This is a genomic window from Citrobacter sp. Cm046 (genome assembly GCF_030333065.1).
In the GTDB taxonomy this organism is placed as follows: Bacteria; Pseudomonadota; Gammaproteobacteria; order Enterobacterales; family Enterobacteriaceae; genus Citrobacter; species Citrobacter murliniae.
In genome coordinates this window covers 108,713-135,321 of the sequence record NZ_JAOWGP010000041.1, presented here as the reverse complement: position 1 = coordinate 135,321, position 26,609 = coordinate 108,713, and the positions used below count along the sequence as shown (strand labels likewise).

Below are 26,609 nucleotides of genomic sequence, written 5' to 3'. Positions count from 1 at the left end.
GGCGCATTATAGGGAGTTATTTCAGGCTGACAAGGGGAAATTTAAAATAACTTTCTGAGTGCGTGTTTTTTCACCAAAACTGATTAAACCGTCAGCTTTTCGAGCGTTTTGAAGCCATAACGCTGCAAAACGGGCAATAATTGTTCAGCTTCTGTCGTCATTGCCATGCAGAAGGCAATGTTCTCATCAGTTGATTTCGCATCAGGCGCTTCATGTTCTAATAACCAAGCCGTTCGACGCGCAATCGCTGCTCCTGAATCCACCAGTCGCGTCCCTTCAGGAAGAACCTGCAAAAGTTCTTCCTGTAATAGAGGGAAATGCGTACATCCCAGGACCACCGTATCCGGTGGCTCTGGCATCCGTAGCCACGGCCGCAGAATACGACGCAGTTCCTCCAGGGAAACAGGTTCACCGTGGAGCTTCGCTTCAGCCAGCTCCACCAGCTCAGCGGATCCCAGCATTGCAATCTGGCATTCGTTAGCAAACCGCTCAATCAGTTCGTGCGTATAAGAGCGCTTTACTGTCGCACGCGTAGCCAGTAACCCGACGATGCCATTAGCCGTGAGTCGCGCCGCCGGTTTAATAGCAGGTACAACACCAACTACCGGGAAGGCGAACTTTTCGCGTAAGGCGGGGAGTGACACCGTACTTGCGGTATTACACGCGATGACAGCAAGTGAAAGGGGGTAGCGCAGCTGAACCGCAGTAACTATCTCAACGACACGCTCGACAATAAACTCCTCGCTCTTCTCTCCATAAGGAAAGGCAACGTTATCGAAAGCGTATATATAGTGGAGATCCGGCAAGAGATTCCGGATCTCATTGTAGACCGACAACCCACCGACGCCGGAATCAAACACCAGCACGGTGGGACGTGGATCAGAAGGTGTAGCTGCCAGACAAGGTGTATTCCCGTCCTGCAGTTTCGTAGCCATAAACTGTCTCGTAATCTTTATCGAACAGGTTGGCAATTTTACCACGAACTGTCAGTTGTGAGGTGATTGGATATGATACTGCCAGATCCCACAAACTAACCCCTCCCATTTTTACCGGCTGGTAGGTAACGTAGTCCGTGTCATAACGCGTTCCCAGATAGTGATACGTCAGGCCCCAGTCAAAATCATAAACCTGCCAGTCGAGCTGATACTTCACCTGCTGTTTGGAACGACGTGCCAGCGGCTTGTCCGTAATCACATTGCGCGAATCGACATAATCATAGCTCAGCGTGTGCACCAGCGGACCGGTATCGAAATTCGCCGTCGCTTCAACGCCTTTAATACGGACTTTGCCTTCGTTAAAGTATTTCTCGGTATGCGGGTCGTAATCGATCATGTCATCGATATCATTACGATACCCTGACACGCGCCAGTTCACGCCCGCCGTTAGGCCTTCAAATGCCCCTTCCCACTGCTTGCTCTCTTCGGGATCCAGGTTCGAATTGCCATAATAGCCATGCAGTTGCCCGAGATTAGGCGCTTTGTAGGATGTGCCGTAAGACGCAATAAAGCGATAACCGTCAATAAACGCCCATCCGGCGCTGGTTTGCCATGTTCCATGACGACCAAATTCGGAGTTGTCGTCGCTACGCGCCGCACCTTCAAGGGTGAAATCGCCAAGCTGTTGCAATCCGGTCAGATAGAGGCCCGTGTTACGCTGATCGTAACCGTCCGTGACATACCCGGTGCCAGGCTCTGTAGTTTGCTTTTGCCAGTCAACGCCTGCGCCAACGTTACCGTGGCCCACTACCATACTGTTTGACCACTGAACATTATATTGCTTCATCTCATCCAGGGTTGCTGAGGAGTCGTAGCGGCCATAATCAGGATCATAGTTGTAGTCTTTGCTATGGCTGTAGCTGGAAATCAGCTGCGACTGGATTTGCTCGCCATTAAAGCGCAGCCCTGCATCCCAACTCTGGCTGTAGAGCTTACGGGTATCGAGAAGCGCCGAGCCGGGGGAATAGTAGGAGTCATAATTGGTGCGGTTATCATAGCCATAGCCACGAACAAACCCGCTCCATGTGTCGGAGAAGTTGTGTTCCAGTGCGCCATACAATGTCTTACTTAAGAAACCATCTTTGTCGGGCTGCGCCTGAGAACCGGTGCTGCCGTAGGCGACAACATCAAAACCTTTGGTATAGGCATAATCCCCCATCAGCGTAACGCGCGTATTCTCGCCTAACTGTTGTTGGGTTGAGACATCGTAATTCTGATAACCATTACTGCCCATACCAGCGGTCAATTCCGTTCCCGGCTTTTCTCGCGTGGTAATAATATTCACCACACCGCCAATCGCATCAGAACCATAAACAGCGGAACGCGGCCCGCGAATGTATTCTATACGTTGCACCAGTGATACCGGGAACTGGCTGAGATCGGCTGAGCCGCTCACCCCCGCTAAGTTCAAGCGCACGCCGTCAATCAGCACCAGCACATGGCTGGCGTTGGTCCCACGAATAAAAATAGACGAGTTCTGTCCCATACCGCCGCTTTGCGCGATATCGACACCCGGCAGTCGACGCAGAACGTCATTCACAGAGGTGGATTGCCAGCGATCGATATCCTGGCGCGTAACAACAGTAATGGGGGCAAGAACGGCACTAAGGGGCTGCTGAAAACGGTTCGCAGTGACGACGAGTGTATCCGGGCTAGCGTCCTGCGCCCAACCAGAAGATGCCGCGACGGAGAGTGCCGTCAACAGCAACGATTTTTTAATCATTGTAAAGCATCCACAATATAAGAAGGATGCCGCAGGCCCCACCGATAGTACGCGATGGTGAAAACCAGATGCGACGTTAGCCGGCAGGTCTTCGGGCTTGGAAGGTTATTCAGGATATAGAATAAAAAGAAATGAAGACTTCCCACCCGCAGGCAGTGTCTGCTTACGCTCTCATCTCACCTTTCTTTACCGCTGCGCGTCAGCTCCAGATTCACACTGGATTCCCTATTAACTCACAGGACCGGAACGCGGATGCTACAGTCTGTTACAACCTTGTGTCCAGACCGTATATCACAATATCGGAAATCATCAATAACTGGACATCTACTGAGCAATCCCTACAATCCCCGCGTACTTTTATTTTTCAGGATACATCATGACCCCCGAACACCTTCCGACAGAACAGTATGACGCGCAGTTAGCTGAAAAAGTGGTGCGTTTGCAGAGCTTAATGACACCATTCTCTGATCAAGCTCCGGAAGTGTTTCGCTCACCGGTCAGTCATTACCGCATGCGCGCTGAATTCCGCCTGTGGCATGACGGTGATGATCTGTATCACATCATGTTCGATCAACAGACCAAAAGCCGTATTCGCGTCGACAGCTTTCCGGCGGCCAGCGAACTCATCAACACGCTGATGACGGCAATGATTGAAGGTGTTCGCAACAACCGTATCCTGCGTCACAAACTCTTCCAAATTGATTACCTCACCACTATGAGCAATCAGGCGGTGATATCTATGCTGTATCACAAAAAGCTGGATGACGAATGGCGCCAGGAAGCCAAGGTATTGCGTGACGCGTTGCGTGCACAGAATCTGAACGTGCATCTGATTGGTCGGGCAACCAAAACCAAAATCGAGCTCGATCAGGATTATATCGACGAGCGTTTGCCGGTTGCGGGGAAGGAGATTATCTACCGCCAGGTTGAGAACAGCTTTACACAACCCAACGCCGCCACGAATATTCAGATGCTGGAATGGGCGATTGATATCACCAAAAATTCAAAAGGCGATCTGCTCGAACTTTACTGCGGCAACGGTAACTTCTCACTAGCCCTGGCACAAAATTTCAACCGCGTACTGGCAACCGAAATCGCCAAGCCATCTGTTGCAGCCGCACAGTACAACATTGCGGCCAACCACATAGATAACGTACAAATTATTCGTATGGCAGCTGAAGAGTTTACTCAGGCGATGAACGGTGTACGTGAATTCAACCGTTTGCAGGGAATCGATCTGAAGAGCTACCAGTGTGAAACCATTTTCGTGGACCCACCGCGTAGCGGTCTGGACAGCGAAACGGAGAAGATGGTGCAGGCGTATCCGCGAATTCTGTACATCTCTTGCAACCCGGAAACACTGTGTAAGAACCTGGAAACATTAAGCCAGACGCACAATGTTTCACGTCTGGCTCTGTTCGATCAGTTTCCGTATACGCACCATATGGAGTGTGGTGTATTGCTGACAGCAAAGTAGTTTGCAGTCCTGTAGGCCCGATATGCACAGCACCATTGGGCCTACAGAGCGGAGAAATTATTCAGAGATCTCCTGCTTACGGTTACGCACTTTGAAGCCGATCCAGAACACCAGAATTACCGACAGTACCGCCGGGAAGAAGTTAGAGCCGATATCCGGATATTCAGCTCGCACTACGGTACTGTACAGCAGGACGCCGAGAATGAAACAGGCAGCAGCCAGACCCGGCAATCCCACAGGCATGGTGCGATTTTGGTAACGTTGATGCAGGCAGTAAACCGTCAGCACCAGCGAAATAATCGGGAATACAGAGAATGGCACAATGGAGCTAAACAGCGCCGCGAATGTGCCATTGATCGATAAGCCAGCAACCAGCGCCAGCAGCAGAGTACCTTTATCTTGACCTGACTGTTTCATTGCTCGTCCTTCTCGTTACTCGGAGTGATGCGTCATCTTCTCTTGTTCACGGCGGTACCAATAAAATGCGCCTTTCGCGATCATGCGCAGCTGCAATACCAACCGCTCTTCCAACTGCCGGCGCTGTTCTGCGCCAACATCCAGTGCCTCTGCCCCCGCACTGAAAACAATCGTCACCATGGCTTCAGCTTGCGCTTCAGTAAACGCACGAGGCATATGGTTTTCGAGTTCCAGATAGTCCGCAAGTTCCGCAATGAAATGCTGAATTTCACGCGCTACCGCTGCACGAAACGCTGCGGAGGTACCAGAGCGCTCGCGCAATAATAAACGGAAGGCGTTGGGATTGTTGCCAATGAATTCCATAAATGTTGAGACCGAGGTACGGATCACACTACCGCCCTTGGCGATACGCTGACGCGCCTGGCGCATTAGCTGGCGCAGCATCAGACCACTCTCGTCTACCATCGTCAGGCCGAGTTCATCCACATCGCGAAAATGGCGATAAAAGGAAGTTGGGGCAATGCCCGCTTCACGAGCGACTTCTCGTAAACTGAGGCTGGCAAAACTACGTTCTGCGCTCAGTTGACTAAATGCAGCTTCTACCAGCGAACGCCGGGTTTTTTCTTTTTGTTGCGCTCTAACGCCCATCACGATGTCTGAATCCTTCCATATACCTTGCTGGCACTATACCAGAGATTAGGTTGTTGGCATGGCTTTGTGAATGTTTGTTTACGCGCAGTTTGTGCTTCGACTTCGCAAAAAAGCACAACGATAATTGGGTTATCCCGACAACGATGTTACTATTCTGTTGCTTTTATGTATAAGAACAGGTAAGCCTGACCATGTCACATTCCTACGATTACGATGCAATAGTAATAGGTTCCGGTCCCGGCGGCGAAGGCGCTGCAATGGGTCTGGTTAAGCAAGGAGCTCGCGTCGCGGTTATTGAGCGCTATCATAATGTCGGCGGCGGTTGTACCCACTGGGGCACTATCCCGTCTAAAGCGCTCCGCCACGCAGTCAGCCGTATCATTGAATTCAATCAGAACCCCCTTTACAGCGACCATTCCCGACTCCTCCGCTCCTCCTTTGCCGATATTCTCAATCACGCTGATAACGTGATTAACCAGCAAACGCGCATGCGGCAAGGGTTTTACGAGCGTAACCACTGCGAAATTCTGCAGGGGAATGCCCGCTTTGTTGATGAACACACCATTGCTCTGGAATGCCACGACGGCACAGTGGAAACGCTAACGGCAGATAAATTTGTTATCGCCTGTGGCTCACGCCCTTACCACCCTGTTGATGTCGACTTCTCCCACCCGCGCGTTTACGACAGCGATTCTATCCTCAGCCTGCACCATGAACCTCGCCATGTGCTGATTTATGGCGCTGGCGTGATTGGCTGTGAATATGCGTCGATTTTCCGCGGAATGGACGTCAAAGTTGATTTAATCAACACCCGCGACCGTCTGCTGGCATTCCTCGACCAGGAGATGTCCGATTCGCTCTCTTATCACTTCTGGAACAGTGGTGTTGTTATTCGCCACAACGAAGAATACGAGAAGATTGAAGGCTGTGATGATGGCGTCATCATGCACCTGAAATCCGGCAAAAAGCTGAAAGCCGACTGCCTGCTGTACGCGAATGGTCGCACCGGGAATACAGATTCACTGGCGCTGGAAAACATTGGCCTGAAAACAGACAGCCGCGGGCAGCTCAAAGTGAATAGCATGTACCAGACAGCGCTGCCGCATGTGTATGCCGTGGGAGATGTTATCGGCTATCCGAGCCTTGCATCTGCAGCCTACGATCAGGGCCGCATTGCCGCCCAGGCGCTGGTGAAAGGTGAAGCTAACGCACATTTGATCGAAGACATTCCGACTGGCATTTACACCATTCCGGAAATCAGCTCTGTCGGGAAAACCGAACAGCAGTTAACAGCAATGAAAGTCCCTTACGAGGTTGGTCGTGCTCAGTTTAAACATCTGGCTCGCGCCCAAATCGTCGGGATGAGTGTAGGAACGCTGAAGATCCTGTTCCATCGTGAAACCAAAGAGATTTTAGGGATCCACTGCTTTGGAGAACGCGCTGCCGAAATTATTCATATCGGTCAGGCGATAATGGAGCAAAAAGGTGGTGGTAACACCATTGAGTACTTCGTTAACACCACCTTTAACTACCCGACCATGGCGGAAGCCTATCGGGTAGCGGCGCTAAATGGCCTAAACCGCCTGTTTTAACGCACTGTCGAAATGGCCATCCATTGCTCCACGGATGGCCTCTGCCAGCTGTTCATAACGGCTGCGCAGCGGCGAGCCAGGACGATACACCAGGCCAATCGTACGGCGTGGTTCAGGCTTAATGCACGGCAAATAGACAACACCATCACGTTTACGCTCCGGTGGAACCGCCAGCGCGGGCAGTAAGGTAATACCGCTGCCTGCCGCCACCATGTTACGCAGCGTTTCCAGGCTGGTAGCCCGGAAATGGGTATCTTCATCTGCACCCGCTTCAAAGCAGAAACCCATCGCCTGGTCACGCAGACAGTGGCCATCTTCCAGCATCAGCAGTTTTTCACCCGCCAAATCGGACATCGGAACGCACTCGCGATTTGCCCATGAATGTTCTTCATAGATCGCCAGCAACATCGGCTCATCAAATAGCGGAACTTCGATGAATGCCTCACTCTCTTTCACCAGCGCCAGAATTACGCAGTCAAGCTTACCGCTATCCAGTTGCGCCAGCAGCTGATGCGTCTGCGCTTCATGCAGGTACATTTCCAGTTTCGGGAAGGTCTGGTGCAACATAGGGATAATATGCGGCAGCAGATAAGGTCCCACCGTTGGGATCAAACCAATATGCAGAGGACCAGACATTGTCTCGCCTTGTTGGCTTGCCATCTCCTTGAGCACTTTGACCTCACGCAGCACAGTGCGCGCCTGATCCACCAGCAGTAAACCTGCCTGAGTGAACAGCACTTTACGACTCGTACGCTCCAGCAGCATAACGCCAAGCTCATCTTCCAGCTTACGGATTTGCCCGCTAAGCGTTGGCTGGCTGACGTGGCAGGAGTCCGCCGCTCGTCGGAAGTGACGATGTTCGGCTAGCGCTACCAGGTATTCAAGATCACGAATATTCATTATTCATCCTCCATTGCCACGATAGTTCATGGCGATAGGTAGCATAGCAACGAACGATTATCCCTATCAAGTTTTCTGTTTAATAATGCACCACAGAAACGGAGCGGTACCCTTTAACCCTTGAAGTCACTGCCCGTTCAGAGAGTCTCTCTCATACTCGAAATAACTAAAGCCAACGTGAACGTTTGCGGACCTCTGGTCCGCTTTTTTTATTCTGACCCTTTACTGGAATAAGGTGCCGAATGTTACTCAATGCGGTCTTTCACAATGAAGAAATAGCACAGCGCGCCAGTGAAGGTCACACAAGCGGCAATGACTAACGCCAAGTTAAAGGAGTGCGTGGTATCCACTACCCAACCGGTAACGATAGGAGCGAAAGAAGCAAACACAAAGCTGCCAAAGTTTTGAATAGCGGCAACAGAAGCCACTTTAGTTTCCGACACCATCACCTGCACCAGTCCCCATGCCGAGGTTCCCGCAAAATGTACGCAAAACAACGCCATCGAAATAAACGCAACGGCCTGTGTGGGTGAGGAAGATTGTACGACCAGTAGCGTACCCAATGCAGACAAAATCAGGCCGCAAACAATTGCTGTTTTGCGCGTTTTCGCCAAGTCGTAACCTTTCTTCGCCAAACGATCAACAACAATACCGTTCACCCACATACCTACCGCAGCAGCAAGGAAAGGAATCGCTGCAACCCAACCGGTCTTCGCTAGGCTAAAACCCTGCTCAGCCTGCAAATAACCCGGTAGCCAGGCAATATAAAGCCAACCGGTATAGTTCACGCCAGAAAAACCTAAAATCATACCCCAGGTCGTACGATGCTTAAACAGTGCCAGCCATTCACTAAATTGAAGTTGTGGACGTGGTTTAGCAGGTGCCGAGAGATAAGTACGTTCTTCGTCCGTCAGGATAAATTGCGCCCGATTGCGATACCAGACGTACCAGCAAGCGCCAACAACAATCCCCGCCACACCAATGATCACAAACATTGCGCGCCATCCCCATGCTATCTGCATCAGCACCAACGCAGGAGGTGCAATCGCCTGACCAATAACGGTAGATGAGTTAAATATCCCTAACGCTGTACCACGTTCTTTTTGTGCATACCAGTCGGTAATAGACTTCACCCCAGCCGGCATAAATGGCGCTTCACCAATACCCAGCCCAATACGCATGATAATAAAGTGGCTGAAGGAATTTACCATTCCTGTTAACGCCTGCATTAATGACCAGAATATTAATCCTGCACCTAATACAATTCTTGGACCAAAACGGTCTAGCAATATACCTGAAGGGAGTTGTGAAAAACCATAAGACAGGGAAAATGCAGAAAGCAGGACACCAAACTCTGTCGCAGATAACCCTAACTCTCCACGAATTGCTTCACCAGCAACACTCAATGATGAGCGATCCAAAAAATTAACTATTCCGGCTATAAATAATAAAACCAGAGTCACGTTCTGGATACGACGAATCCGCTGCGGTTTATTACCCACAGCATTACCTGACAAATCAACGTCCATTTTTAGCTCCTTGAGCTGAATTAATAGATATGATTGCTATTTAGAGAGCAATTGATAAATTGTATAAATAAAAATAAAGCGACAGAAATATGGCTTCACTTAGATTTCAAATCGCTACCAATTCCACAGTGTGCCATCTTCCAGACGTGCAACCGGAAGATACGCAGGGTCATAGGGATATTTTGCCGCCCGCTTTTCATCGAAAGCGATGCCCAGTCCCGGTTCATCACCAGGATGCATATAGCCATCATTAAAGCGCCAGTTATGTGGGAAGACTTCCAGCATTTGTTCGGAGTAACCCATATATTCCTGAACGCCAAAATTGGGCACCCAGAGATCAAAATGCAGCGCCGCTGCATGGCAAATTGGTGATAAATCTGACGGGCCATGAGAGCCGGTACGCACCTGGTAGAGCGAGGCAAAATCAGCGATTCTCCGCATACCCGTAATACCGCCCGCGTGAGTGATGGTGGTGCGGATATAGTCAATTAGCTGCTCTTCGATTAACTGTTTACAGTCCCAGATGCTGTTAAAAACTTCCCCTACAGCAATCGGTGTGACGGTATGCTGACGGATTAAGCGGAAACATTCCTGATTCTCCGCTGACGTCGGATCTTCCATCCAGAACAGACGAAAATCTTCAATACTCTTACCAAAGCGAGCTGCTTCAATGGGCGTGAGCCGATGATGCATGTCGTGCAACAGATGTTCGTTAAAACCAAACTGGCTGCGCACGGCATCAAACAATTTGGGCGTGAAGTCGAGATATTTTTCTGTGGACCAAAGCTGCTCTTCCGGCCACTGACCTTTTGTCGCCGGTTCGTAAGCCAGCCCTTTGCCCTTCGCAAGACCATAAGTGGTCTTCATACCTGGCACACCACACTGCACACGAATCGCCTTGAAGCCCATTTGCTGGTGTTTCGCATAGTCGTCAAGCACTTCATCAATTGTGCGCCCGGTCGTATGGCAATAGACCATGACCCCTTCACGGGAAGCACCGCCCAGTAGTTGGTATAACGGCATATTGGCCGCTTTAGCCTTGATATCCCACAGCGCCATATCTATGGCAGAAATCGCCGACATCGTAACTGGGCCACGACGCCAGTAAGCGCCTTTGTAAAAGAATTGCCAAATATCTTCAATACGGCTGGCATCTCGGCCAATTAGTTGCGGACAAAGATGATCTTTCAGATAGGATGCAACTGAAAGTTCGCGACCATTTAAAGTCGCATCCCCCAAACCGCAAAGCCCTCCTTCAGTGGTTATTTTTAGCGTAACGAAATTACGCCCCGGACAGGTTACAAAAACTTCCGCACCGATAATTCTCATTATCTTGATCTCCTGTGGTTAAAATAGACATATCAAATTTAATTTCACGCCTACTACCATACAAGATCAAAAAAGTAATTATTCGACAGTAATCACATTAAAAATAAAACTCTCCGAGAGGATTTTAAATATCCTCAAAAATAATCAAATCCATTCATTAATCTCGTTAAAATAACACGTTAAACAATCTCATAATAAATCCATGGCAATCATAAAATTAACTCAATTTCGATTATAAATTATATTTCATTAATGCAGTGATATATCTTTAATCGAAAAAAATTTATTAAAAGTGAGGAGTTGCGCAGAAAAAATGAATGCTATGCGAAGAGGACAAAATATTACCAGTCACTGGAGTTAACACTCCGGTTGATGAAGATAAAACAGATAAATATAGCCATCACTCCCCATTTTCAGGGGAGTGATAAAAAAGATTAGCTCAGACGTGCCTTCGCGTAGTCAATCGCTTGTGCGACTTGCTGCGGTGAAACACCACCTTTTGCCGCACGTTTATCGAGACACGACTGCAGCGACAGAATCGGGTAAACATCATCGCTAATTACGCTGCTGAACTTCTGTAAATCAGCAAGCGGCAACGCTTCCAACGGTTTGCCCTGACGAATCGCCTCTACGACCGTTTCACCCACAATATGGTGCGCTTCACGGAACGGTACGCCTTTCGCTACCAGATAATCTGCCAGTTCGGTGGCGTTAGCATAGCCCTGCTGCGCCGCTTCCTGGCAGCGTGGGCGTTTCACCTGAATACCGTCCAGCACCAGTGCAGCCATATGCATGCAGTCCAGCCAGGTATCAAGAGCATCGAACAGCCCTTCTTTGTCTTCCTGCATATCTTTATTGTAAGCCAGCGGCAGTCCTTTCAGCGTCATCATCATTCCGGTCAGCGCGCCCTGTACACGACCGCACTTGCCACGAATCAGCTCTAACGCATCCGGGTTTTTCTTCTGCGGCATCAGCGATGAACCAGACGTCACGCGATCGGACAGCTCAACAAAGCCCGCTTCGCCGGTATTAAAGAAAATCAGGTCTTCGGCGAAGCGCGACAGATGCACCATACCGATAGAGGCGTCGGAGAGCAGCTCCAGCACGTGGTCGCGGTCAGACACACTGTCCAGGCTGTTACGGGTTGCCGAAGCAAAGCCCAGCCAGTCGGCCAGTTGCTCACGATCGATTTCATAGGCGGTGCCAGCCAGCGCGCCGCAGCCTAACGGGCTAACGTCCAGGCGCTTGAGCGTATCCTGCAGGCGGCTCTCATCACGTGCCAGCATTTCTACATAGGCCAGACACCAATGAGCAAACGTCACCGGTTGCGCGCGCTGCAGGTGAGTGTAACCCGGCATTACGGCGTCCTGGTTGTTCTCCGCCGTAACCACCAGCGCACTTTGCAACTGTCGGTTCGCAGAAAGCAATTCAATCACTGTGTCTTTGCACCACAGTTTGAGATCGGTCGCAACCTGGTCATTACGGCTACGACCAGTGTGCAGTTTTTTACCGAGTTGACCGACTTTATCGATCAGCTTACCTTCCACCCAGCTATGAATGTCTTCGGCATCGCTCTCAAGAATTTGCTGCGGATTCACACGAACCTCTTCCAGCAAAGTGTTCAGCGCCTCTTCCAACTGGAGTTGTTCATCCGCAGTCAACACGCCTACCGTTACCAACGCTTTGGACCAGGCGACAGAGCCAGTAATGTCCTGCTCCGCAAGGCGATAGTCGAAGCGCAAAGAGTCATTGAACTGTTTGAACCGTTGATCCGCAGCCTGTGTAAAACGCCCACCCCAAAGTGCCATAACTTTTTTCCTTAAGTTCTTCGATTTCAATGCCGCCGGATGATGCTATGTTCATCCAGCCTTCGGTCTTGTAGGCCCGGCAAGCAAAATGCCGTCGGGCATAAAGTCTTAAGCCAAAATACGTGTGCCAATCGGCGTGCCGTTAAACAGCGCCGGAAGCTGTTCTGCATGACGCCAGGAAGCGATATCCACCGGACGACCCAGCGTACGGGCAGCATCCAGCGCGGCGTTCACCTTCACTATCATGCCATCAGTAATAATGCCCTGCTCGATCAACTGTTCCGCTTTCGCAGCGGTCATTTCGCCAATACGCTGACCTTTGCCATCGAGGATACCACTAACGTCAGAAAGCAGGATCAGATCCGCGCCCAGCGTTGCCGCCAATGCCGTCGCCGCCTGATCGGCATTGACGTTCATCAGTAACCCATCATCTGTTACGCCAATGGAGCTGACGACCGGCAAAAAACCGCTTTCCAGCAGGGTATTAATCAGCTTAGGTGAACCCGGTTGCGCCAACCCAACGTGGCCTAACTCTTTATCAAGCGGGGTTACTTTAACGCTATCACCATCGCCAAGATACAGACCCACTGAAGAAATACGATGTTTTTTCGCCCATGCCAACAGCGTTTTATTCGCGGTTCCCGCCAGCGCACCGGTGATGATGTCAATCTGATCGGCAGGCGTCACACGCAGGCCATTTTTCTTTTTCACAGGCAGGTTAAGCTGTTTCATCAGCTCATCGACCACGCAGCCACCACCGTGCACGATGACCAGTGGACGCTGATTCGACTCGCGATAATTCACCAGCGCGGTAAACAGACGCTCCAGCGCCTCTTCGCTATCCAGTAACACACCGCCCAGCTTGATAATTAATGGATTCATCATTGCACCCTTAAATAAGAGACTGCGTCTCAGCAAAGCCGAAACGGATATTTGCACACTGCATGGCCTGTGCTGCCGCGCCCTTCAATAAATTATCTTCTGTCGCTACCACAATCAGATGCTCACCCTGAACGGCGAATCCGATATCGCAGAATGGTAAACCAACCACGTTTTTCAGTGCCGGTACACCTTTGTCATACAGACGTACCAATGGCTTATTGCTATACGCCTGCTGTAACACATCGGCGACCTGGGCGTGGGTGATACCCGGCTGCAAACGGCAGGTGATGGTTTCCAGAATCCCGCGCGGGAAGTTGCCCAAATGTGGTGTGAAAATAACGTCCGCCCCCAGATGAGTAGCAATTTCTGGCTGATGGCGATGGGTAAACACGCCATACGGCTGCAGACTGACCTCGCAAAAACTGTTCGATATTGCCGCTTTACGGCCCGCGCCGCTCACGCCACTGGTGGCGTTAATCACAGGCCACTGGCTGAGATCCAGAAGATCGGCATCAATCAGCGGCTTGAGTGACAGTTGCGCTGCTGTCGGGTAACAACCGGGGACGGCAATCAGATTCGCGTCTTTCAGTTTGTCTGCGCTCCACTCAGCCAGGCCGTACACCGCCTGCTCCAGCAGGTCCGGGTGCTGGTGAGTAAAGCCATAATATTTTTCATAGAAGGCGCCGTCGTTTACACGGAACGCACCCGAGAGATCGAATACCACACAACCCGCTTGCAGAAACTGTGGCGCCAGGTCATGGCTCACTTCATGCGCTGTTGCGAGGAACACAATGTCAACCCCTGCGCTAAACTCGCTAATATCCGACATTGGCTGCAATGGTAAATCAACAATGCCCTTTAACTGCGGATGTAAATCAGAGATTAATTTTCCTGCATCATTGCTTTGCGCTGAGACAGTCAAAGCGGTTATGGTCATATCAGGATGGCGATTTACATAGGTCACAAGCTCTGCGCCAGCATAGCCACTGGCACCCACAATCAGCGTATTCAACATCGGGGCTGTTCACCTTCTTATATTCGGTTGCCAGGTATAAGCCTTTATCACCTCACCTTACACTTGGTGGGTTTTATTACGCTTAACGTTAGTGTATTTTTATTCACAAATAATGCATGAATATTGATACTATCATGACCCGAGGTGTGTCAACAATGAAAAACAATTTACCGCCATTTATCGAGATTTACCGCGCTCTGATTGCCACACCGTCGATTAGCGCCACGGAAGAAGCGCTCGATCAAAGTAATGCAGGTTTAATCACTATGCTGGCGGACTGGTTCAAAGAATTAGGCTTCAGTGTTGAAGTCCAGCCTGTTCCTGGTACGCGCAATAAATTCAATATGCTGGCAAGTATCGGACAAGGTGCAGGTGGTCTGTTGCTTGCGGGCCATACCGATACCGTACCGTTTGATGACGGACGATGGACGCGTGATCCATTCACCCTGACCGAACACGACAATAAGCTCTATGGCCTGGGCACGGCGGATATGAAAGGCTTCTTCGCCTTTATCCTCGATGCGCTGCGCGATGTGGATGTCGCAAAACTGAAAAAGCCGCTCTACATTTTGGCGACCGCCGATGAAGAAACCAGCATGGCGGGGGCACGCTATTTCGCTGAAACCACCTCGTTACGCCCGGACTGTGCAATCATTGGCGAACCGACCTCCCTGCAACCGGTTCGTGCGCACAAAGGTCATATTTCTAATGCGATACGTATTTTGGGGCAGTCTGGTCACTCCAGCGATCCGGCGCGTGGGATTAACGCTATCGAGCTGATGCATGACGCGATTGGCCACATCATGAAGCTGCGCGATGACCTGAAAGAACGTTATCACTATGAGGCGTTTACGGTTCCGTACCCCACGCTCAATCTCGGCCATATCCACGGGGGCGATGCCGCCAACCGCATTTGTGCATGCTGCGAACTGCACATGGATATTCGTCCGCTCCCGGGCATGACGCTCAACGACCTCAATGGGTTACTAAACGATGCACTGGCTCCGGTCAGTGAACGCTGGCCGGGTCGTCTGACGGTATCCGAACTGCATCCACCCATCCCTGGCTACGAATGTCCGCCAGATCATCAATTGGTGGAAGTGGTTGAAAAACTGCTGGGCGCGCAAACGGAAGTGGTGAACTACTGCACTGAAGCGCCGTTTATCCAGACGTTATGCCCAACGTTGGTACTCGGACCGGGTTCAATTAATCAGGCGCACCAACCAGATGAGTATCTGGAAACACGCTTTATTAAACCAACTCGCGAATTGATAACCCAGGTTGTTCATCACTTCTGCTGGCATTAATTTATATTGCCCGGTGGCGTAACGCTTTCCGGGCCAACAATCGCGTGCATGCCAGCCGTGATCGTTTTGTGCTCAGTTTTGTATATTCCCATAAGCATTTCTTATCTGGCAGGTTGTGAATTAACTTTCGTAAATTCCCGCCATTTATTCGTTTGCTGAACCGATTTCGCAGCAATTGACGTCAGGGGTTTTACGTGGCTTTATAAAAGTGAATAAAGTTGAGCCTGAAAGATTTCGCAGCGCAGCAAGACGGCAAGCAGGCACATCCCAGGGAGCATAGTGACCAGGGTGAGCAAACGCAGCCAATACCGCTGTGCGTGAAAGCTACAGGGCAATCAAATTAAAGATGGGGTGTCTGGGGTCATATGAACGAACAATATTCCGCGTTGCGTAGTAATGTCAGTATGCTCGGCAAAGTGCTGGGAGAAACCATCAAGGATGCGCTGGGAGAGAACATTCTTGATCGCGTAGAAACAATCCGTAAGTTGTCCAAATCATCTCGCGCTGGCAATGAAGCTAATCGCCAGGAGTTGCTCACCACGCTACAGAACCTGTCTAATGACGAGCTACTGCCAGTTGCCCGCGCGTTTAGCCAGTTCCTGAACCTGGCCAACACCGCCGAGCAATACCACAGCATTTCGCCAAAAGGCGAAGCTGCCAGCAACCCGGAAGTGATTGCTCGCACCCTGCGTAAACTGAAAGCCCAGCCCAACCTTGATGAAGCCACCATCAAAAAAGCAGTAGAGGCGTTGTCTCTGGAGCTGGTACTGACCGCACACCCGACCGAAATTACCCGTCGCACGCTGATCCATAAAATGGGTGAGGTCAATGCCTGCCTCAAACAACTGGATAACAAAGACATCGTCGATTACGAACGCCACCAGCTGATGCGCCGCCTGCGCCAGTTAATCGCCCAGTCCTGGCATACGGATGAAATCCGTAAAATACGGCCCAGCCCGGTTGATGAAGCCAAATGGGGCTTCGCCGTGGTTGAAAACAGCCTGTGGGAAGGTGTGCCGAACTATCTGCGTGAACTGAACGAACAGTTGGAAGAGCATCTGAACTATAAGCTGCCCGTCGATTTTGTCCCGGTCCGATTCACCTCCTGGATGGGGGGTGACCGTGACGGCAACCCGAACGTGACGGCGGATATCACCCGTCATGTACTGTTGCTCAGCCGCTGGAAAGCGACCGACCTGTTCCTGAAAGACATCCAGTTTCTGGTTTCTGAGCTATCGATGGTCGATGCCACTCCGGAGCTCTTAGCGCTGGTGGGTGAAGAAGGGGCGGCAGAACCTTACCGCCACCTGATGAAAATGCTGCGTTCACGCCTGATGACGACCCAGGCCTGGCTGGAAGCGCGTCTGAAAGGCGAAAAATTGCCAAAACCTGCAGGCTTGTTGACGCAAAACGAGCAGCTATGGGAACCGTTGTACGCGTGTTACCAGTCTCTGCAAGCTTGCGGTATGGGTATCATCGCCAATGGCGAACTGCTCGATACCCTCCGCCGGGTGAAATGTTTTGGCGTACCGCTGGTGCGTATCGATATTCGTCAGGAAAGCACCCGTCATACCGAAGCGCTGGGCGAACTGACCCGCTATCTGGGAATTGGCGACTACGAAAGCTGGTCAGAAGCAGACAAACAGGCCTTCCTGATCCGCGAACTGAATTCCAAACGTCCACTTCTGCCACGCAGCTGGGAACCGAGTAACGAAACCCGTGAAGTGCTCGACACCTGTCGAGTGATTGCCGAAGCACCTTATGGCTCTATTGCCGCCTACGTTATCTCGATGGCGAAAACGCCGTCAGATGTGCTGGCCGTTCACCTGCTGCTGAAAGAAGCTGGCATTGGTTTTACCATGCCGGTAGCACCGCTGTTTGAAACGCTGGACGACCTGAACAATGCTGACGATGTTATGACTCAGCTGTTAAATATCGACTGGTATCGCGGTCTTATTCAGGGCAAACAGATGGTCATGATCGGCTACTCTGACTCGGCAAAAGACGCAGGCGTGATGGCGGCCTCCTGGGCGCAATATCAGGCACAGGATGCGCTGATCAAAACCTGCGAAAAAGCCGGCATTGAGCTGACGTTGTTCCACGGCCGTGGCGGTTCAATTGGACGGGGTGGCGCACCAGCCCATGCCGCGTTACTCTCCCAGCCGCCTGGCAGCCTGAAAGGCGGACTGCGTGTGACTGAGCAAGGTGAGATGATCCGCTTCAAATACGGTCTACCGGAAGTCACCATCAGCAGTCTGTCTTTGTACACGGGCGCAATTCTGGAAGCCAACTTGTTGCCACCGCCAGAGCCGAAAGATGCCTGGTGTCATATTATGGACGAGCTTTCAGATATCTCCTGCGAACTGTACCGTGGTTATGTTCGCGAAAACAAAGACTTTGTTCCGTACTTCCGCTCTGCAACCCCGGAGCAAGAGCTGGGTAAATTACCGCTCGGCTCACGTCCGGCAAAACGCCGCCCAACTGGCGGGGTAGAGTCTCTGCGAGCCATTCCGTGGATTTTTGCCTGGACCCAGAACCGCCTGATGCTTCCGGCATGGTTGGGTGCAGGTACCGCGCTGCAAAAAGTGGTTGAAGATGGAAAACAAAGCGAGCTTGAAGCAATGTGCCGCGACTGGCCTTTCTTCTCCACGCGTCTTGGCATGCTGGAAATGGTGTTCTCGAAAGCTGACCTGTGGCTGGCAGAGTACTACGATCAGCGTTTGGTCAAAAAAGAGCTCTGGCCGCTGGGCGAAGAACTGCGTCACCGTCTGGAAGCTGACATCAATGTGGTGCTGGCGATTGCCAATGACTCACATCTGATGGCCGACCTGCCGTGGATTGCCGAGTCTATTCAGTTAAGAAATATTTATACTGATCCGCTAAACGTTCTACAGGCAGAGCTTTTACATCGTTCGCGCCAGGCGGAAGAACAAGGTAAAGCACCGGATCCACGCGTTGAACAAGCGCTGATGGTCACTATCGCAGGTGTTGCTGCCGGTATGCGTAATACAGGTTAAGTTAATCCCCCGTCACCCTCGTGCTATTGCGCGGGGGTGACCTCGAAAACGCTTGTCATAACCACTTCATTTCAAATATATTTCCAGCCTGATTCATTCATTTCATGAATAAATCATCAACAAAACGCGATATTTACGTCGCGAAGCTTCAGTTCCTCTTAATATTTAGCCGCTACTCTTGGCGACACGATTAAAGACAGGCTCACACTATGCAATCCTTACAACTCCAGCCTAAACCTTTGTTTAGCTGGAAAGCCCTGGGTTGGGCGCTCCTCTATTTTTGGTTTTTTTCCACCTTACTACAGGCCGTTATTTATTTCAGTGGTTACAGCGGGTCTACCGGATTACGCGACTCTTTACTGTTCAGCTCACTGTGGTTGATCCCAGTATTCTTATTTCCAAACCGTATTCGCATTATCGCCGCCGTTATTGGCGTGGTGCTGTGGGCTGCTTCACTGGCTGCGCTGAGCTATTACGTTATTTACGGACAGGAGTTCTCGCAGAGCGTTCTGTACGTGATGTTTGAGACCAACGCAAACGAAGCCAGCGAATATCTGAGCCAATACTTCAGCCTGAAGATTGTTCTTATCGCATTGGCCTACACGGCAGTTGCTATTCTGCTGTGGACCCGCCTGCGCCCGGTCTATATTCCGTCACCCTGGCGTTATCTGGTGTCGTTTGCGCTGTTATACGGTCTGATTCTGCATCCGATGGCCGTTAATACGTTTATTAAACACAAACCTTTTGAGAAAACGCTGGATGGCCTTGCTTCACGTATGGAGCCAGCCGCGCCGTGGCAGTTTATCTCAGGCTACTATCAGTATCGTCAGCAACTGACCTCATTGAATAGCCTGCTGAATGAGAACAATGCGCTGCCGCCACTGGCTAACTTTAAAGATAACTCAGGTGATGCCCCGCGCACGCTGGTACTGGTGATTGGTGAATCAACTCAGCGTGGACGCATGAGTTTGTACGGTTATCCACGTGAAACCACGCCTGAGCTGGACGCATTGCACAAATCTGATCCTAATTTAACCGTGTTCAATAATGTCGTGACCTCACGTCCGTACACGATTGAAATCCTGCAGCAGGCGCTGACCTTCGCTAACGAGAAGAATCCGGATTTGTATCTGACGCAGCCGTCACTGATGAATATGATGAAACAGGCGGGGTATAAAACCTTCTGGATCACCAATCAGCAAACAATGACTGCGCGTAATACCATGCTGACCGTATTTTCTAAGCAGACGGACAAGCAGTTTTATATGAATCAGCAGCGTACCCAAAGTGCGCGCGAATACGACAGCAACGTGCTGGCTCCATTTAAAGAAGTCATGGCTGACCCGGCACCGAAAAAGTTCATCATCGTTCATCTGCTGGGTACGCACATTAAGTACAAATTCCGTTATCCGGAAGGTCAGGGCAAGTTCGATAATAATATCGACAACGTTCCTCCGGGTCTGAGCAGCGATGAACTGGAGTCATATAACGATTATGACAATGCCAATGTTTATAACGACCACATCATTGCTAGCCTGATCAAAGATTACAAAGCGACCGATCCGAACGGCTTCCTGCTCTATTTCTCTGACCACGGAGAAGAGGTATATGACACACCGCCGCATAAAACGCAGGGTCGAAATGAAGACAACCCAACTCGCCATATGTATACGGTTCCGTTCCTGCTGTGGACCTCTGAAAAATGGCAGGCCGCGCATCCACGAGATTTCTCCCAGGATGTGAATCGAAAATACAGCAGCTCTGAGCTTATCCATACCTGGTCTGATTTAGCTGGCTTCACTTACGATGGATTCGATCCGACCCGTGCTATTACCAACCCGCAGTTTAAAGAAACAACCCGCTGGATTGGTAATCCGTACAAGAAAAACGCCCTGATTGATTACGATACCCTGCCGTATGGGGATCAAATCGGGAATCAGTAATAGAACGCCTTATCCGGCCTACGATCCACTCAGTCCCGTAGGCCGGAAAGCGCAGCGCCATCCGGTAATTTATCACTTGAGACTCCCCGCTTTCGACGCTACTGTTTCCCTGTCTGCGATCTGCAAGGGATTAACATGTATCACGACATCAGCCATCTTCTCTCCCGCCTGATTAACGGCCCGACACCACTGTGCAAGGTGTATTTCCCCAGTACTAATGGTTCAATGCCAGAGCTGGCATATCAGGTTGATTTTCCGCGACTGGAGATTGTGCTGGAGGGCGAATTCACCGATAGCAGTGTTGCAGGCGCATCCACTACGTTAACGCCTTATGATGTTCTGTATATCCCGGCAGGTGGCTGGAACTTCCCACAATGGCAAACACCGGTAACGACGCTGAGCATCTTATTCGGCAAACAACAACTGGGTTTCAGCGTCGTACAGTGGGATGGTAAGCAGTATCAAAACCTCACAAAGCAACACGTCGCACGACGCGGGCCACGTATCGGTTCTTTCCTGTTACATACACTCAATGAAATGCAGATGCAGCCTCAGGAGCAGCAAACGGCCAGACTGATCGTCTCCAGTCTGCTCAGCCATTGTCGCGACCTGCTGGGAAGCCAGATCCAGACGGCGTCACGCAGCCAGGCGCTTTTTGAAGCTATTCGTGACTATATTGACGAACATTACACCTCTCCGCTCACCCGGGAATCCGTGGCCCAGGCGTTCTACATCTCTCCGAATTACCTTTCGCACCTGTTTCAAAAAACAGGGACCATTGGCTTTAACGAATACCTGAACCATACGCGGCTGGAGCACGCAAAGACGCTGCTAAAGGGTTACGATCTGAAAGTCAAAGAAGTGGCCCACACCTGTGGATTTGTTGACAGCAATTACTTCTGTCGCCTGTTTCGAAAAAATACCGAGCGTTCACCTTCAGAGTATCGTCGGCAATATCACAGTCAGTTGACGGACAAGAAAGTTAGTCCAGAATAAGATGAGTATGTTGTGGTGCCGACAGTACTTTGCGTACGGCACTCATCACCCGTTGAGGTTCCCGCAAAAAAGCGCTAATTCCCGACTGGACGTAGCGACTTTGCGTAAATCGCTCAGCACCTGCCAGCTCAATATCGGTAATCAGCAACACCACATCGGCGCGACTAATATCGTCTTCCGTCAAACGATTCTCCGTTCCCAGCGCCCCCTGAGTTTCAATCTTGATGTTCCACTTGTCCTGCTGAAAGAGTTTTTCCAGCCGCTCGGCAGCCATATAGGTATGTGCGACGCCGCTGACGCAAGCGGTCACTGCAACCAGATATCGAACAGATGCGACTGCCATATCAACCTCCTACGGTTACCTGAAATCCGGCGTCTTCTGCCATCTTACGCAACGTCGCCACCTCTTGTGCTGACGGGGCGGGCACATCCTTCATCGACCACTGCTGCCCAAGAAGGCGATATTTCGGCTCACCATACTGATGAAACGGTAGCAGATGTACTTGCTTTATATCTAATGATGACAATAAGGTCAGCGCACGCTGCATGTTCTCCACGCTGAGCGTAAAGCCCGGAATCAGCGGCAGACGAGGGATCACATTGACCCCCTCACCAACTAATAGCTGTAAATTCTTTAGTACGCGCGGCAGATTCATATTCACCACCTCGCGAGCCTGGCTTTCATCCATAATTTTAAGATCGAAAAGCACCTCATCGCATAACTTTGCCAGCGGGAGCAGACGACTGGCGGGAGCATCCCCCGCCGTTTCAATCGCGCACTGCACACCGTTGCGTCGCAGACGCTGTAAAAACCGGATGGCGAAAGCGGCCTGCATCAGTACTTCGCCACCAGAAAGCGTCACCCCGCCACCAGAGGTTTGAAAGAAAATATCATCTTTCATTACCTCACGTTCCAGCGCATCAAGGGAGATATCACGACCAATGTGCTCAAACGCGCCGGAAGGGCATTCATCGACATCTCGCAGACACGGCGCGCAGTGCAGACATTTACTCTCCCGCCGTACTGTTTCAATACGCGGGGAAATAGATTCAGGATTAGCACACCACGGGCAGGTGTGCGGGCAGCCTTTAAAAAAGACTACAGTGCGGATCCCCTGCCCGTCATTCAGCGAGTAACGCTGAATATTGAAAATGCGTGCAACCTCCTCGCCGGATATCTCCACAACCTCACAGTTGATGTGCGGTCCGGCGAATAATGTCATCCTGAATCTCCTTCGATAATTCGACAAAGAAAGCGCTGTATCCAGCCACGCGAACCACCAGTCCGGCGAAGTCCTGCGGACGCTGCTGGGCTTCCCGCAACGTATCGGCATTCACCACGTTAAACTGGATATGCTGTAGTTTAAGCTGGGTAAACGCCCGCAAGAAATCCGCCAGCTTGCGCAAACCAGCCTCACCTTCCAGCGTGGCCGGTGTGAACTTCACGTTCAATAACGTGCCGTTCGACAGCAGGGTGTTGTCCAGCTTACTAACTGACTTCAGCACCGCTGTCGGCCCCTGCATATCCTGACCGAGCATCGGCGATAAGCCGCCATCAGCCAGCTGCTCCCCGGCATAACGACCGTCCGGCGTCGCCCCAACGACCGATCCCAGCGGTACGTGTGCAGATACGGTATATGAACCGGGTGTAAATTGCCCACCGCGCGGATTCTGGTATTTTTCCACCTCTTTGCAATAATGACGCAGCAGTTCGGCACTGATGTTATCCACATCATCAATATCGTTACCGTATTTCTCAAATCGGTTAATCAGTCTGGCGCGAATTTTCTCGCCCTCCGTCGTAGCGAAATTACGCTTCAATACCGACAACAGCTCGTCAAAACTTAAGCGCTGCTGTTCGAATACCAGCCCATTAAGGGCATGCAGAGAGTCACTCAGGTTGGCAATACCGATCCCTTGTACGCCGGAGAAATTGTAACGCGCTCCACCATCGGTGATATCGCAGCCCTTCACCAGACAATCGTTAATAAACGAGGAGAGCAACGGTACCGGAGCCCAGTCACGATGACCGATATCGCAAATATTACTCCCTTCCACCATCAGGGTAATGTAGTGGCTGATTTTGGCTCGAATGTGTGATAGCAGACCTCCGAACGTCAACTCGTGGTTACCCTCATTCTCATACAGGCTGATTTCCATCACTTTCAGCAAATTAAACATGGCAATATCGTGCAGACCGTAGGTTCTACCCGGGATCGACAGCTCCACACAGCCCACCACCGCGTAATCTCGCGCATCTTCCAGCGATACGCCCCGGTTCAGGAAAGCAGGCACCACCACTTCGTCGTTAAAGACTTGAGGAATACCGGTGCCCAGGCGGATGGTTTCCGCCGTTTTCATCAGGAATGGCGTATCAATTAACGCATTGGTGCGTACACCGAGATTTGGCTGTGGTAGTTGCACACTCTGGTAGGCATCAAGGCAGAGGAAAGAGAGCACGTTTACCGCACTGCGCCCGCTCTCCGTCAACCCACCAAGCAATGCGGTATACCCCGTCGGGAATCCGGCGAAGTAGCGCGCGCTACTGGTGGAACGCAGCAGCACGATGTCATTGCATTTCACCCACAGCGATTCGAGCAGCTCTTTTAAGAAGGCTGGATCGTCTCCCTGGGTCAGGGAAACCTGGTAAAACGGCAGCATATACTGATCAAAACGTCCCAGCGAGAGCGAGCTGGCATTGGATTCATACTGCAGAATGATGTTCATGTACCAGAACAACTGGCACGCCTGCCAGAAAGTTTGTGGCTTATGTTGCATGTTATGACGAGAGTTAGCAGCAATAGCGAGCAGTTCCTGACGACGATGCGCATCCGGACAGCTTTCCGCCATTTTCTCTGCCAGTGTGGCATAACGTTGAATGTGGTTTTGCGAGGCCTCAAGTAACAACAGCGCCGCCTGATAAAAATGGTTATCCGGATTCAGTCGACTATGTGTACGCATCTGCGATACCAGTTCACCCAACCCGTGTTTCAACAGGTGCGGATAATCAATAATGATATGCCCCTGTCCTTTATCCGTTTGGTTAATGCTAAAAATCTGTGTACTGACTGCCGCCTTCACCTCATCGGTCATCTGGCCGTTGATGAAATCTTTCATCGAGCGTTTTTCCCAGTAGGGAAACAACACCTCGCGATAGAGACGCTTATCTTCTTCGCTGATGTCAAAACGATCCTGCGGACGTGTCGGGAACTGATCCAGCTCCTTAAGCAACCAGTACGGGTCCATTTCCGGCGACATAATACCTGCTCGCGGCTTCACGGTACGGTTCCCGGCAATCAGCTCCTCATCACGAATCGATATTTCAACATGCTCAAGGATATATGCGGTTGCTTTAGCCCGACGCAGAATAACCGGCTCCCCCTCTGTCTGCTGATGGCTGGCGGTATACAGCTGCGCACGCTCGAGCGAAATCTCACGATGGTTTTTAGACAGAGCGGCTTTGAGGCGTTGAATACGATTCGTCATGAGGCAGGCTCCCTGGCATATAAAGTTACGCGGTTTGCGCCAAATGCGCGCCAATCTTGTTCATGATGGCATCGGCACGTTTTACCGCATCGCTAATGTTGACACGAACGATGGTTTTCCCCGCAAAGCGCTCCTCAAACTTGATACCGATATCTTTGGTCAGAATCACCATATCGGCATCTGCCACATCCGCTGCGGTCAGTTCGTTTTCCAGACCAATCGAACCCTGTGTCTCAACTTTTATCTCCCAGCCCCTGGCCTTCGCTGCGTTTTCCAGCGCTTCGGCTGCCATATAGGTGTGTGCAACACCAGAAGGACATGCTGTTACTGCGATAATTTTAGTCATAGCTCATTCCTCACTTAATTCGTTTCAAAATCCAAATCCAGATCGTCTTCATTCTCGTCAACCAGAGATACTTTCTTCCTTGCCAGGCTTTTCAGCACGTTAACGCAGAGCGCCGTCACCACTGCCCCAACCACGACCGCCGCGATATAACCCAGTTTTCCTTCCACAACGGGCAGAACGATTAATCCCCCCCAACCGGCATAACACTGTGCGCCAAACAACGCGGCCGTTACTGCACCACAAGTCGAACCGACCATAATGGATGGAATTACGCGCAGTGGGTCAGCAGCAGCAAAAGGAATCGCCCCTTCCGTAACACCAACACACCCCATCACTAATGCGGCTTTACCCGCTTCGCGTTCTTCAGAAGAGAAATTTTTACGACTCATTAGCGTCGCTAGCCCTAATCCCAGCGGTGGTACACAGATCCCCACAGCCGCTATCGCTACCACGGTATAAACACCCTGCGCTACGCAAATCAGCATGAACGCATAAGCAACCTTGTTAATCGGGCCACCCATATCAAAAGCCAGCATCAGACCCATAATGACCGCTAACATCACGACACTGCCCTGCTGCATTCCCTGCAACCATTGCGTCAAATTGGCGGTTAACGCACCGACCGGTTCACCCAGTCCCCACATCATGATGCCCGCAGTAATAAAGGTGCCGACAATAGGAATAACAAAGATGGGCATTACCGAGCGCAACACCTTATGCACCGGAATCTTCTTCAGATAGTGAACAACAATACCGCCGATGACCCCGGCAATTAGCGCGCCAAAGAATCCAGCGCCAAAGCTGTTGCCCACCCAGGCACCAATCGCACAAGGTGCCAGCGCAGAGCGCTCGGCGATCGAGTACCCGATGTACGCCGCAAGAAAAGGCACCATTAAGGTCAGCCCGGCGACACCAATATCGAATAACTTCTTGAGATTGGGATCGGTCACAGCATCCGGTACCGCTCCTTTGCCATACAGCATGACGGAGACCGCCAGTAAAATACCGCCCGCTACGACGAAGGGGATCATATGCGAAACACCTGTCATCAGGTGCTGACGGGTGTTTTTCAGGATCTGCACCAACTCTTTCATAAGTCGCTCCCGGGCTTTTTGAGGCCCATGTCCATAATGTTGTTGCGGAAACAATAGGCAATCCGATGCAGCGCAGACAGTGGATAAAAAGGCCATTTACTG

At 51.0% G+C, this 26,609-nt stretch carries 21 protein-coding genes and 1 riboswitch; of the genes, 6 read left to right on the top strand and 15 right to left on the bottom strand.

The features are described from left to right. Positions 1-83 precede the first annotated feature (83 nt). The gene (murI, locus tag OGX98_RS14060; protein ID WP_048223449.1) at positions 84-935 is read right to left on the bottom strand and encodes a glutamate racemase; all 852 of its coding nucleotides are present in this window, start codon (positions 933-935) and stop codon (positions 84-86) included. Next, a complete protein-coding gene (gene btuB, locus OGX98_RS14055) occupies positions 880-2,718 on the bottom strand; it encodes a TonB-dependent vitamin B12 receptor BtuB (protein WP_286595429.1) in 1,839 nt (612 codons plus the stop codon). The genes murI and btuB overlap by 56 nt, the downstream gene beginning before the upstream one ends. 65 nt (positions 2,719-2,783) lie before the next feature. Further along, positions 2,784-2,979: riboswitch (cobalamin riboswitch) on the bottom strand. Positions 2,980-3,094: 115 nt separating this feature from the next. Here btuB and trmA point away from each other — a divergent pair. Next, entirely contained in the window at positions 3,095-4,195 is a 1,101-nt protein-coding gene (gene trmA / locus OGX98_RS14050; RefSeq protein WP_286595428.1) for a tRNA (uridine(54)-C5)-methyltransferase TrmA, read from the top strand. 57 nt (positions 4,196-4,252) lie between these two features. Here the strand turns inward: trmA and OGX98_RS14045 are convergent, their stop codons facing one another. After that, the gene (locus OGX98_RS14045) at positions 4,253-4,612 is read right to left on the bottom strand and encodes a YijD family membrane protein (RefSeq protein WP_045449381.1); all 360 of its coding nucleotides are present in this window, start codon (positions 4,610-4,612) and stop codon (positions 4,253-4,255) included. Positions 4,613-4,627: 15 nt separating this feature from the next. Further along, a complete protein-coding gene (fabR, locus tag OGX98_RS14040; protein WP_003028862.1) occupies positions 4,628-5,263 on the bottom strand; it encodes an HTH-type transcriptional repressor FabR in 636 nt (211 codons plus the stop codon). 191 nt (positions 5,264-5,454) lie between these two features. On the opposite strand from fabR, the gene sthA reads away from it, so the two are divergent. Continuing rightward, positions 5,455-6,855, top strand: coding sequence for a Si-specific NAD(P)(+) transhydrogenase (gene sthA, locus OGX98_RS14035; protein WP_048223440.1), 1,401 nt, complete (start codon positions 5,455-5,457; stop codon positions 6,853-6,855). Here sthA and oxyR read toward each other — a convergent pair. The 6 genes from oxyR to argC all read right to left on the bottom strand — a co-directional run bounded on the left by oxyR (position 6,838) and on the right by argC (position 14,318). Next, positions 6,838-7,755 carry a DNA-binding transcriptional regulator OxyR gene (gene oxyR / locus OGX98_RS14030; RefSeq protein ID WP_045449377.1) on the bottom strand — a complete coding sequence of 306 codons (918 nt, stop codon included), beginning with the start codon at positions 7,753-7,755 and terminating at the stop codon, positions 6,838-6,840. The genes sthA and oxyR overlap by 18 nt on opposite strands. A gap of 245 nt (positions 7,756-8,000) precedes the next feature. Next, positions 8,001-9,284, bottom strand: a complete 1,284-nt coding sequence (locus OGX98_RS14025; protein WP_045449376.1) for an MFS transporter — start codon at positions 9,282-9,284, stop codon at positions 8,001-8,003. 114 nt (positions 9,285-9,398) lie between these two features. Then, positions 9,399-10,613 carry a D-mannonate dehydratase ManD gene (gene manD / locus OGX98_RS14020; protein ID WP_045449374.1) on the bottom strand — a complete coding sequence of 405 codons (1,215 nt, stop codon included), beginning with the start codon at positions 10,611-10,613 and terminating at the stop codon, positions 9,399-9,401. 434 nt (positions 10,614-11,047) lie between these two features. Continuing rightward, positions 11,048-12,421, bottom strand: coding sequence for an argininosuccinate lyase (gene argH, locus OGX98_RS14015; RefSeq protein WP_045449372.1), 1,374 nt, complete (start codon positions 12,419-12,421; stop codon positions 11,048-11,050). Positions 12,422-12,529: 108 nt separating this feature from the next. Next, positions 12,530-13,306, bottom strand: coding sequence for an acetylglutamate kinase (argB, locus tag OGX98_RS14010; protein ID WP_136345564.1), 777 nt, complete (start codon positions 13,304-13,306; stop codon positions 12,530-12,532). Positions 13,307-13,313: 7 nt separating this feature from the next. Next, positions 13,314-14,318 (bottom strand): N-acetyl-gamma-glutamyl-phosphate reductase, encoded by a 1,005-nt coding sequence (gene argC / locus OGX98_RS14005; protein WP_048223413.1) that lies wholly within the window; start codon positions 14,316-14,318, stop codon positions 13,314-13,316. Between the two features lie 155 nt (positions 14,319-14,473). Between argC and argE the strand changes: the two genes are divergently transcribed. The 4 genes from argE (at position 14,474) to OGX98_RS13985 (ending at position 21,581) form a co-directional block, all read left to right on the top strand. Continuing rightward, positions 14,474-15,625, top strand: coding sequence for an acetylornithine deacetylase (argE, locus tag OGX98_RS14000; RefSeq protein ID WP_045449364.1), 1,152 nt, complete (start codon positions 14,474-14,476; stop codon positions 15,623-15,625). 365 nt (positions 15,626-15,990) lie between these two features. Further along, positions 15,991-18,642, top strand: a complete 2,652-nt coding sequence (gene ppc, locus OGX98_RS13995; RefSeq protein WP_045449361.1) for a phosphoenolpyruvate carboxylase — start codon at positions 15,991-15,993, stop codon at positions 18,640-18,642. A 209-nt stretch (positions 18,643-18,851) separates the two neighbouring features. Beyond that, on the top strand, positions 18,852-20,585 hold the full coding sequence (locus OGX98_RS13990) for a phosphoethanolamine transferase CptA (protein WP_045449359.1): 1,734 nt from the start codon (positions 18,852-18,854) through the stop codon (positions 20,583-20,585). A 135-nt stretch (positions 20,586-20,720) separates the two neighbouring features. Continuing rightward, a complete protein-coding gene (locus OGX98_RS13985; protein ID WP_286595427.1) occupies positions 20,721-21,581 on the top strand; it encodes an AraC family transcriptional regulator in 861 nt (286 codons plus the stop codon). Here the strand turns inward: OGX98_RS13985 and OGX98_RS13980 are convergent. The 5 genes from OGX98_RS13980 to OGX98_RS13960 are packed head-to-tail and all read right to left on the bottom strand — an operon-like array spanning position 21,568 to position 26,507. Further along, the gene (locus tag OGX98_RS13980; protein WP_045449354.1) at positions 21,568-21,924 is read right to left on the bottom strand and encodes a PTS fructose-like transporter subunit IIB; all 357 of its coding nucleotides are present in this window, start codon (positions 21,922-21,924) and stop codon (positions 21,568-21,570) included. The genes OGX98_RS13985 and OGX98_RS13980 overlap by 14 nt on opposite strands. A gap of 1 nt (position 21,925) precedes the next feature. Beyond that, positions 21,926-22,804, bottom strand: a complete 879-nt coding sequence (locus OGX98_RS13975; protein WP_045449352.1) for a [formate-C-acetyltransferase]-activating enzyme — start codon at positions 22,802-22,804, stop codon at positions 21,926-21,928. Next, complete coding sequence (locus OGX98_RS13970; protein ID WP_286595425.1) at positions 22,770-25,067, bottom strand: formate C-acetyltransferase; 2,298 nt, start codon at positions 25,065-25,067, stop codon at positions 22,770-22,772. Before OGX98_RS13970 ends, OGX98_RS13975 begins: the two co-directional genes overlap by 35 nt. Before the next feature lie 25 nt (positions 25,068-25,092). Then, positions 25,093-25,413, bottom strand: a complete 321-nt coding sequence (locus OGX98_RS13965) for a PTS fructose-like transporter subunit IIB (RefSeq protein WP_045449349.1) — start codon at positions 25,411-25,413, stop codon at positions 25,093-25,095. 14 nt (positions 25,414-25,427) lie between these two features. Further along, a complete protein-coding gene (locus OGX98_RS13960; RefSeq protein ID WP_225760337.1) occupies positions 25,428-26,507 on the bottom strand; it encodes a PTS fructose transporter subunit EIIC in 1,080 nt (359 codons plus the stop codon). Positions 26,508-26,609: the final 102 nt, after the last annotated feature.

Bases quoted from the DNA above. Each gene is read 5' to 3' on its own strand.
- OGX98_RS13985 (WP_286595427.1), top strand. From the start codon at position 20,721: ATGTATCACGACATCAGCCATCTTCTCTCCCGCCTGATTAACGGCCCG.
- OGX98_RS14045 (WP_045449381.1), bottom strand. From the start codon at position 4,612: ATGAAACAGTCAGGTCAAGATAAAGGTACTCTGCTGCTGGCGCTGGTT.
- OGX98_RS13980 (WP_045449354.1), bottom strand. From the start codon at position 21,924: ATGGCAGTCGCATCTGTTCGATATCTGGTTGCAGTGACCGCTTGCGTC.
- oxyR (WP_045449377.1), bottom strand. From the start codon at position 7,755: ATGAATATTCGTGATCTTGAATACCTGGTAGCGCTAGCCGAACATCGT.
- OGX98_RS13975 (WP_045449352.1), bottom strand. From the start codon at position 22,804: ATGACATTATTCGCCGGACCGCACATCAACTGTGAGGTTGTGGAGATA.
- argE (WP_045449364.1), top strand. From the start codon at position 14,474: ATGAAAAACAATTTACCGCCATTTATCGAGATTTACCGCGCTCTGATT.
- OGX98_RS13960 (WP_225760337.1), bottom strand. From the start codon at position 26,507: ATGAAAGAGTTGGTGCAGATCCTGAAAAACACCCGTCAGCACCTGATG.
- argH (WP_045449372.1), bottom strand. From the start codon at position 12,421: ATGGCACTTTGGGGTGGGCGTTTTACACAGGCTGCGGATCAACGGTTC.
- OGX98_RS13970 (WP_286595425.1), bottom strand. From the start codon at position 25,067: ATGACGAATCGTATTCAACGCCTCAAAGCCGCTCTGTCTAAAAACCAT.
- argC (WP_048223413.1), bottom strand. From the start codon at position 14,318: ATGTTGAATACGCTGATTGTGGGTGCCAGTGGCTATGCTGGCGCAGAG.
- trmA (WP_286595428.1), top strand. From the start codon at position 3,095: ATGACCCCCGAACACCTTCCGACAGAACAGTATGACGCGCAGTTAGCT.
- argB (WP_136345564.1), bottom strand. From the start codon at position 13,306: ATGATGAATCCATTAATTATCAAGCTGGGCGGTGTGTTACTGGATAGC.
- OGX98_RS13990 (WP_045449359.1), top strand. From the start codon at position 18,852: ATGCAATCCTTACAACTCCAGCCTAAACCTTTGTTTAGCTGGAAAGCC.
- OGX98_RS14025 (WP_045449376.1), bottom strand. From the start codon at position 9,284: ATGGACGTTGATTTGTCAGGTAATGCTGTGGGTAATAAACCGCAGCGG.
- btuB (WP_286595429.1), bottom strand. From the start codon at position 2,718: ATGATTAAAAAATCGTTGCTGTTGACGGCACTCTCCGTCGCGGCATCT.
- ppc (WP_045449361.1), top strand. From the start codon at position 15,991: ATGAACGAACAATATTCCGCGTTGCGTAGTAATGTCAGTATGCTCGGC.
- OGX98_RS13965 (WP_045449349.1), bottom strand. From the start codon at position 25,413: ATGACTAAAATTATCGCAGTAACAGCATGTCCTTCTGGTGTTGCACAC.
- manD (WP_045449374.1), bottom strand. From the start codon at position 10,613: ATGAGAATTATCGGTGCGGAAGTTTTTGTAACCTGTCCGGGGCGTAAT.
- sthA (WP_048223440.1), top strand. From the start codon at position 5,455: ATGTCACATTCCTACGATTACGATGCAATAGTAATAGGTTCCGGTCCC.
- murI (WP_048223449.1), bottom strand. From the start codon at position 935: ATGGCTACGAAACTGCAGGACGGGAATACACCTTGTCTGGCAGCTACA.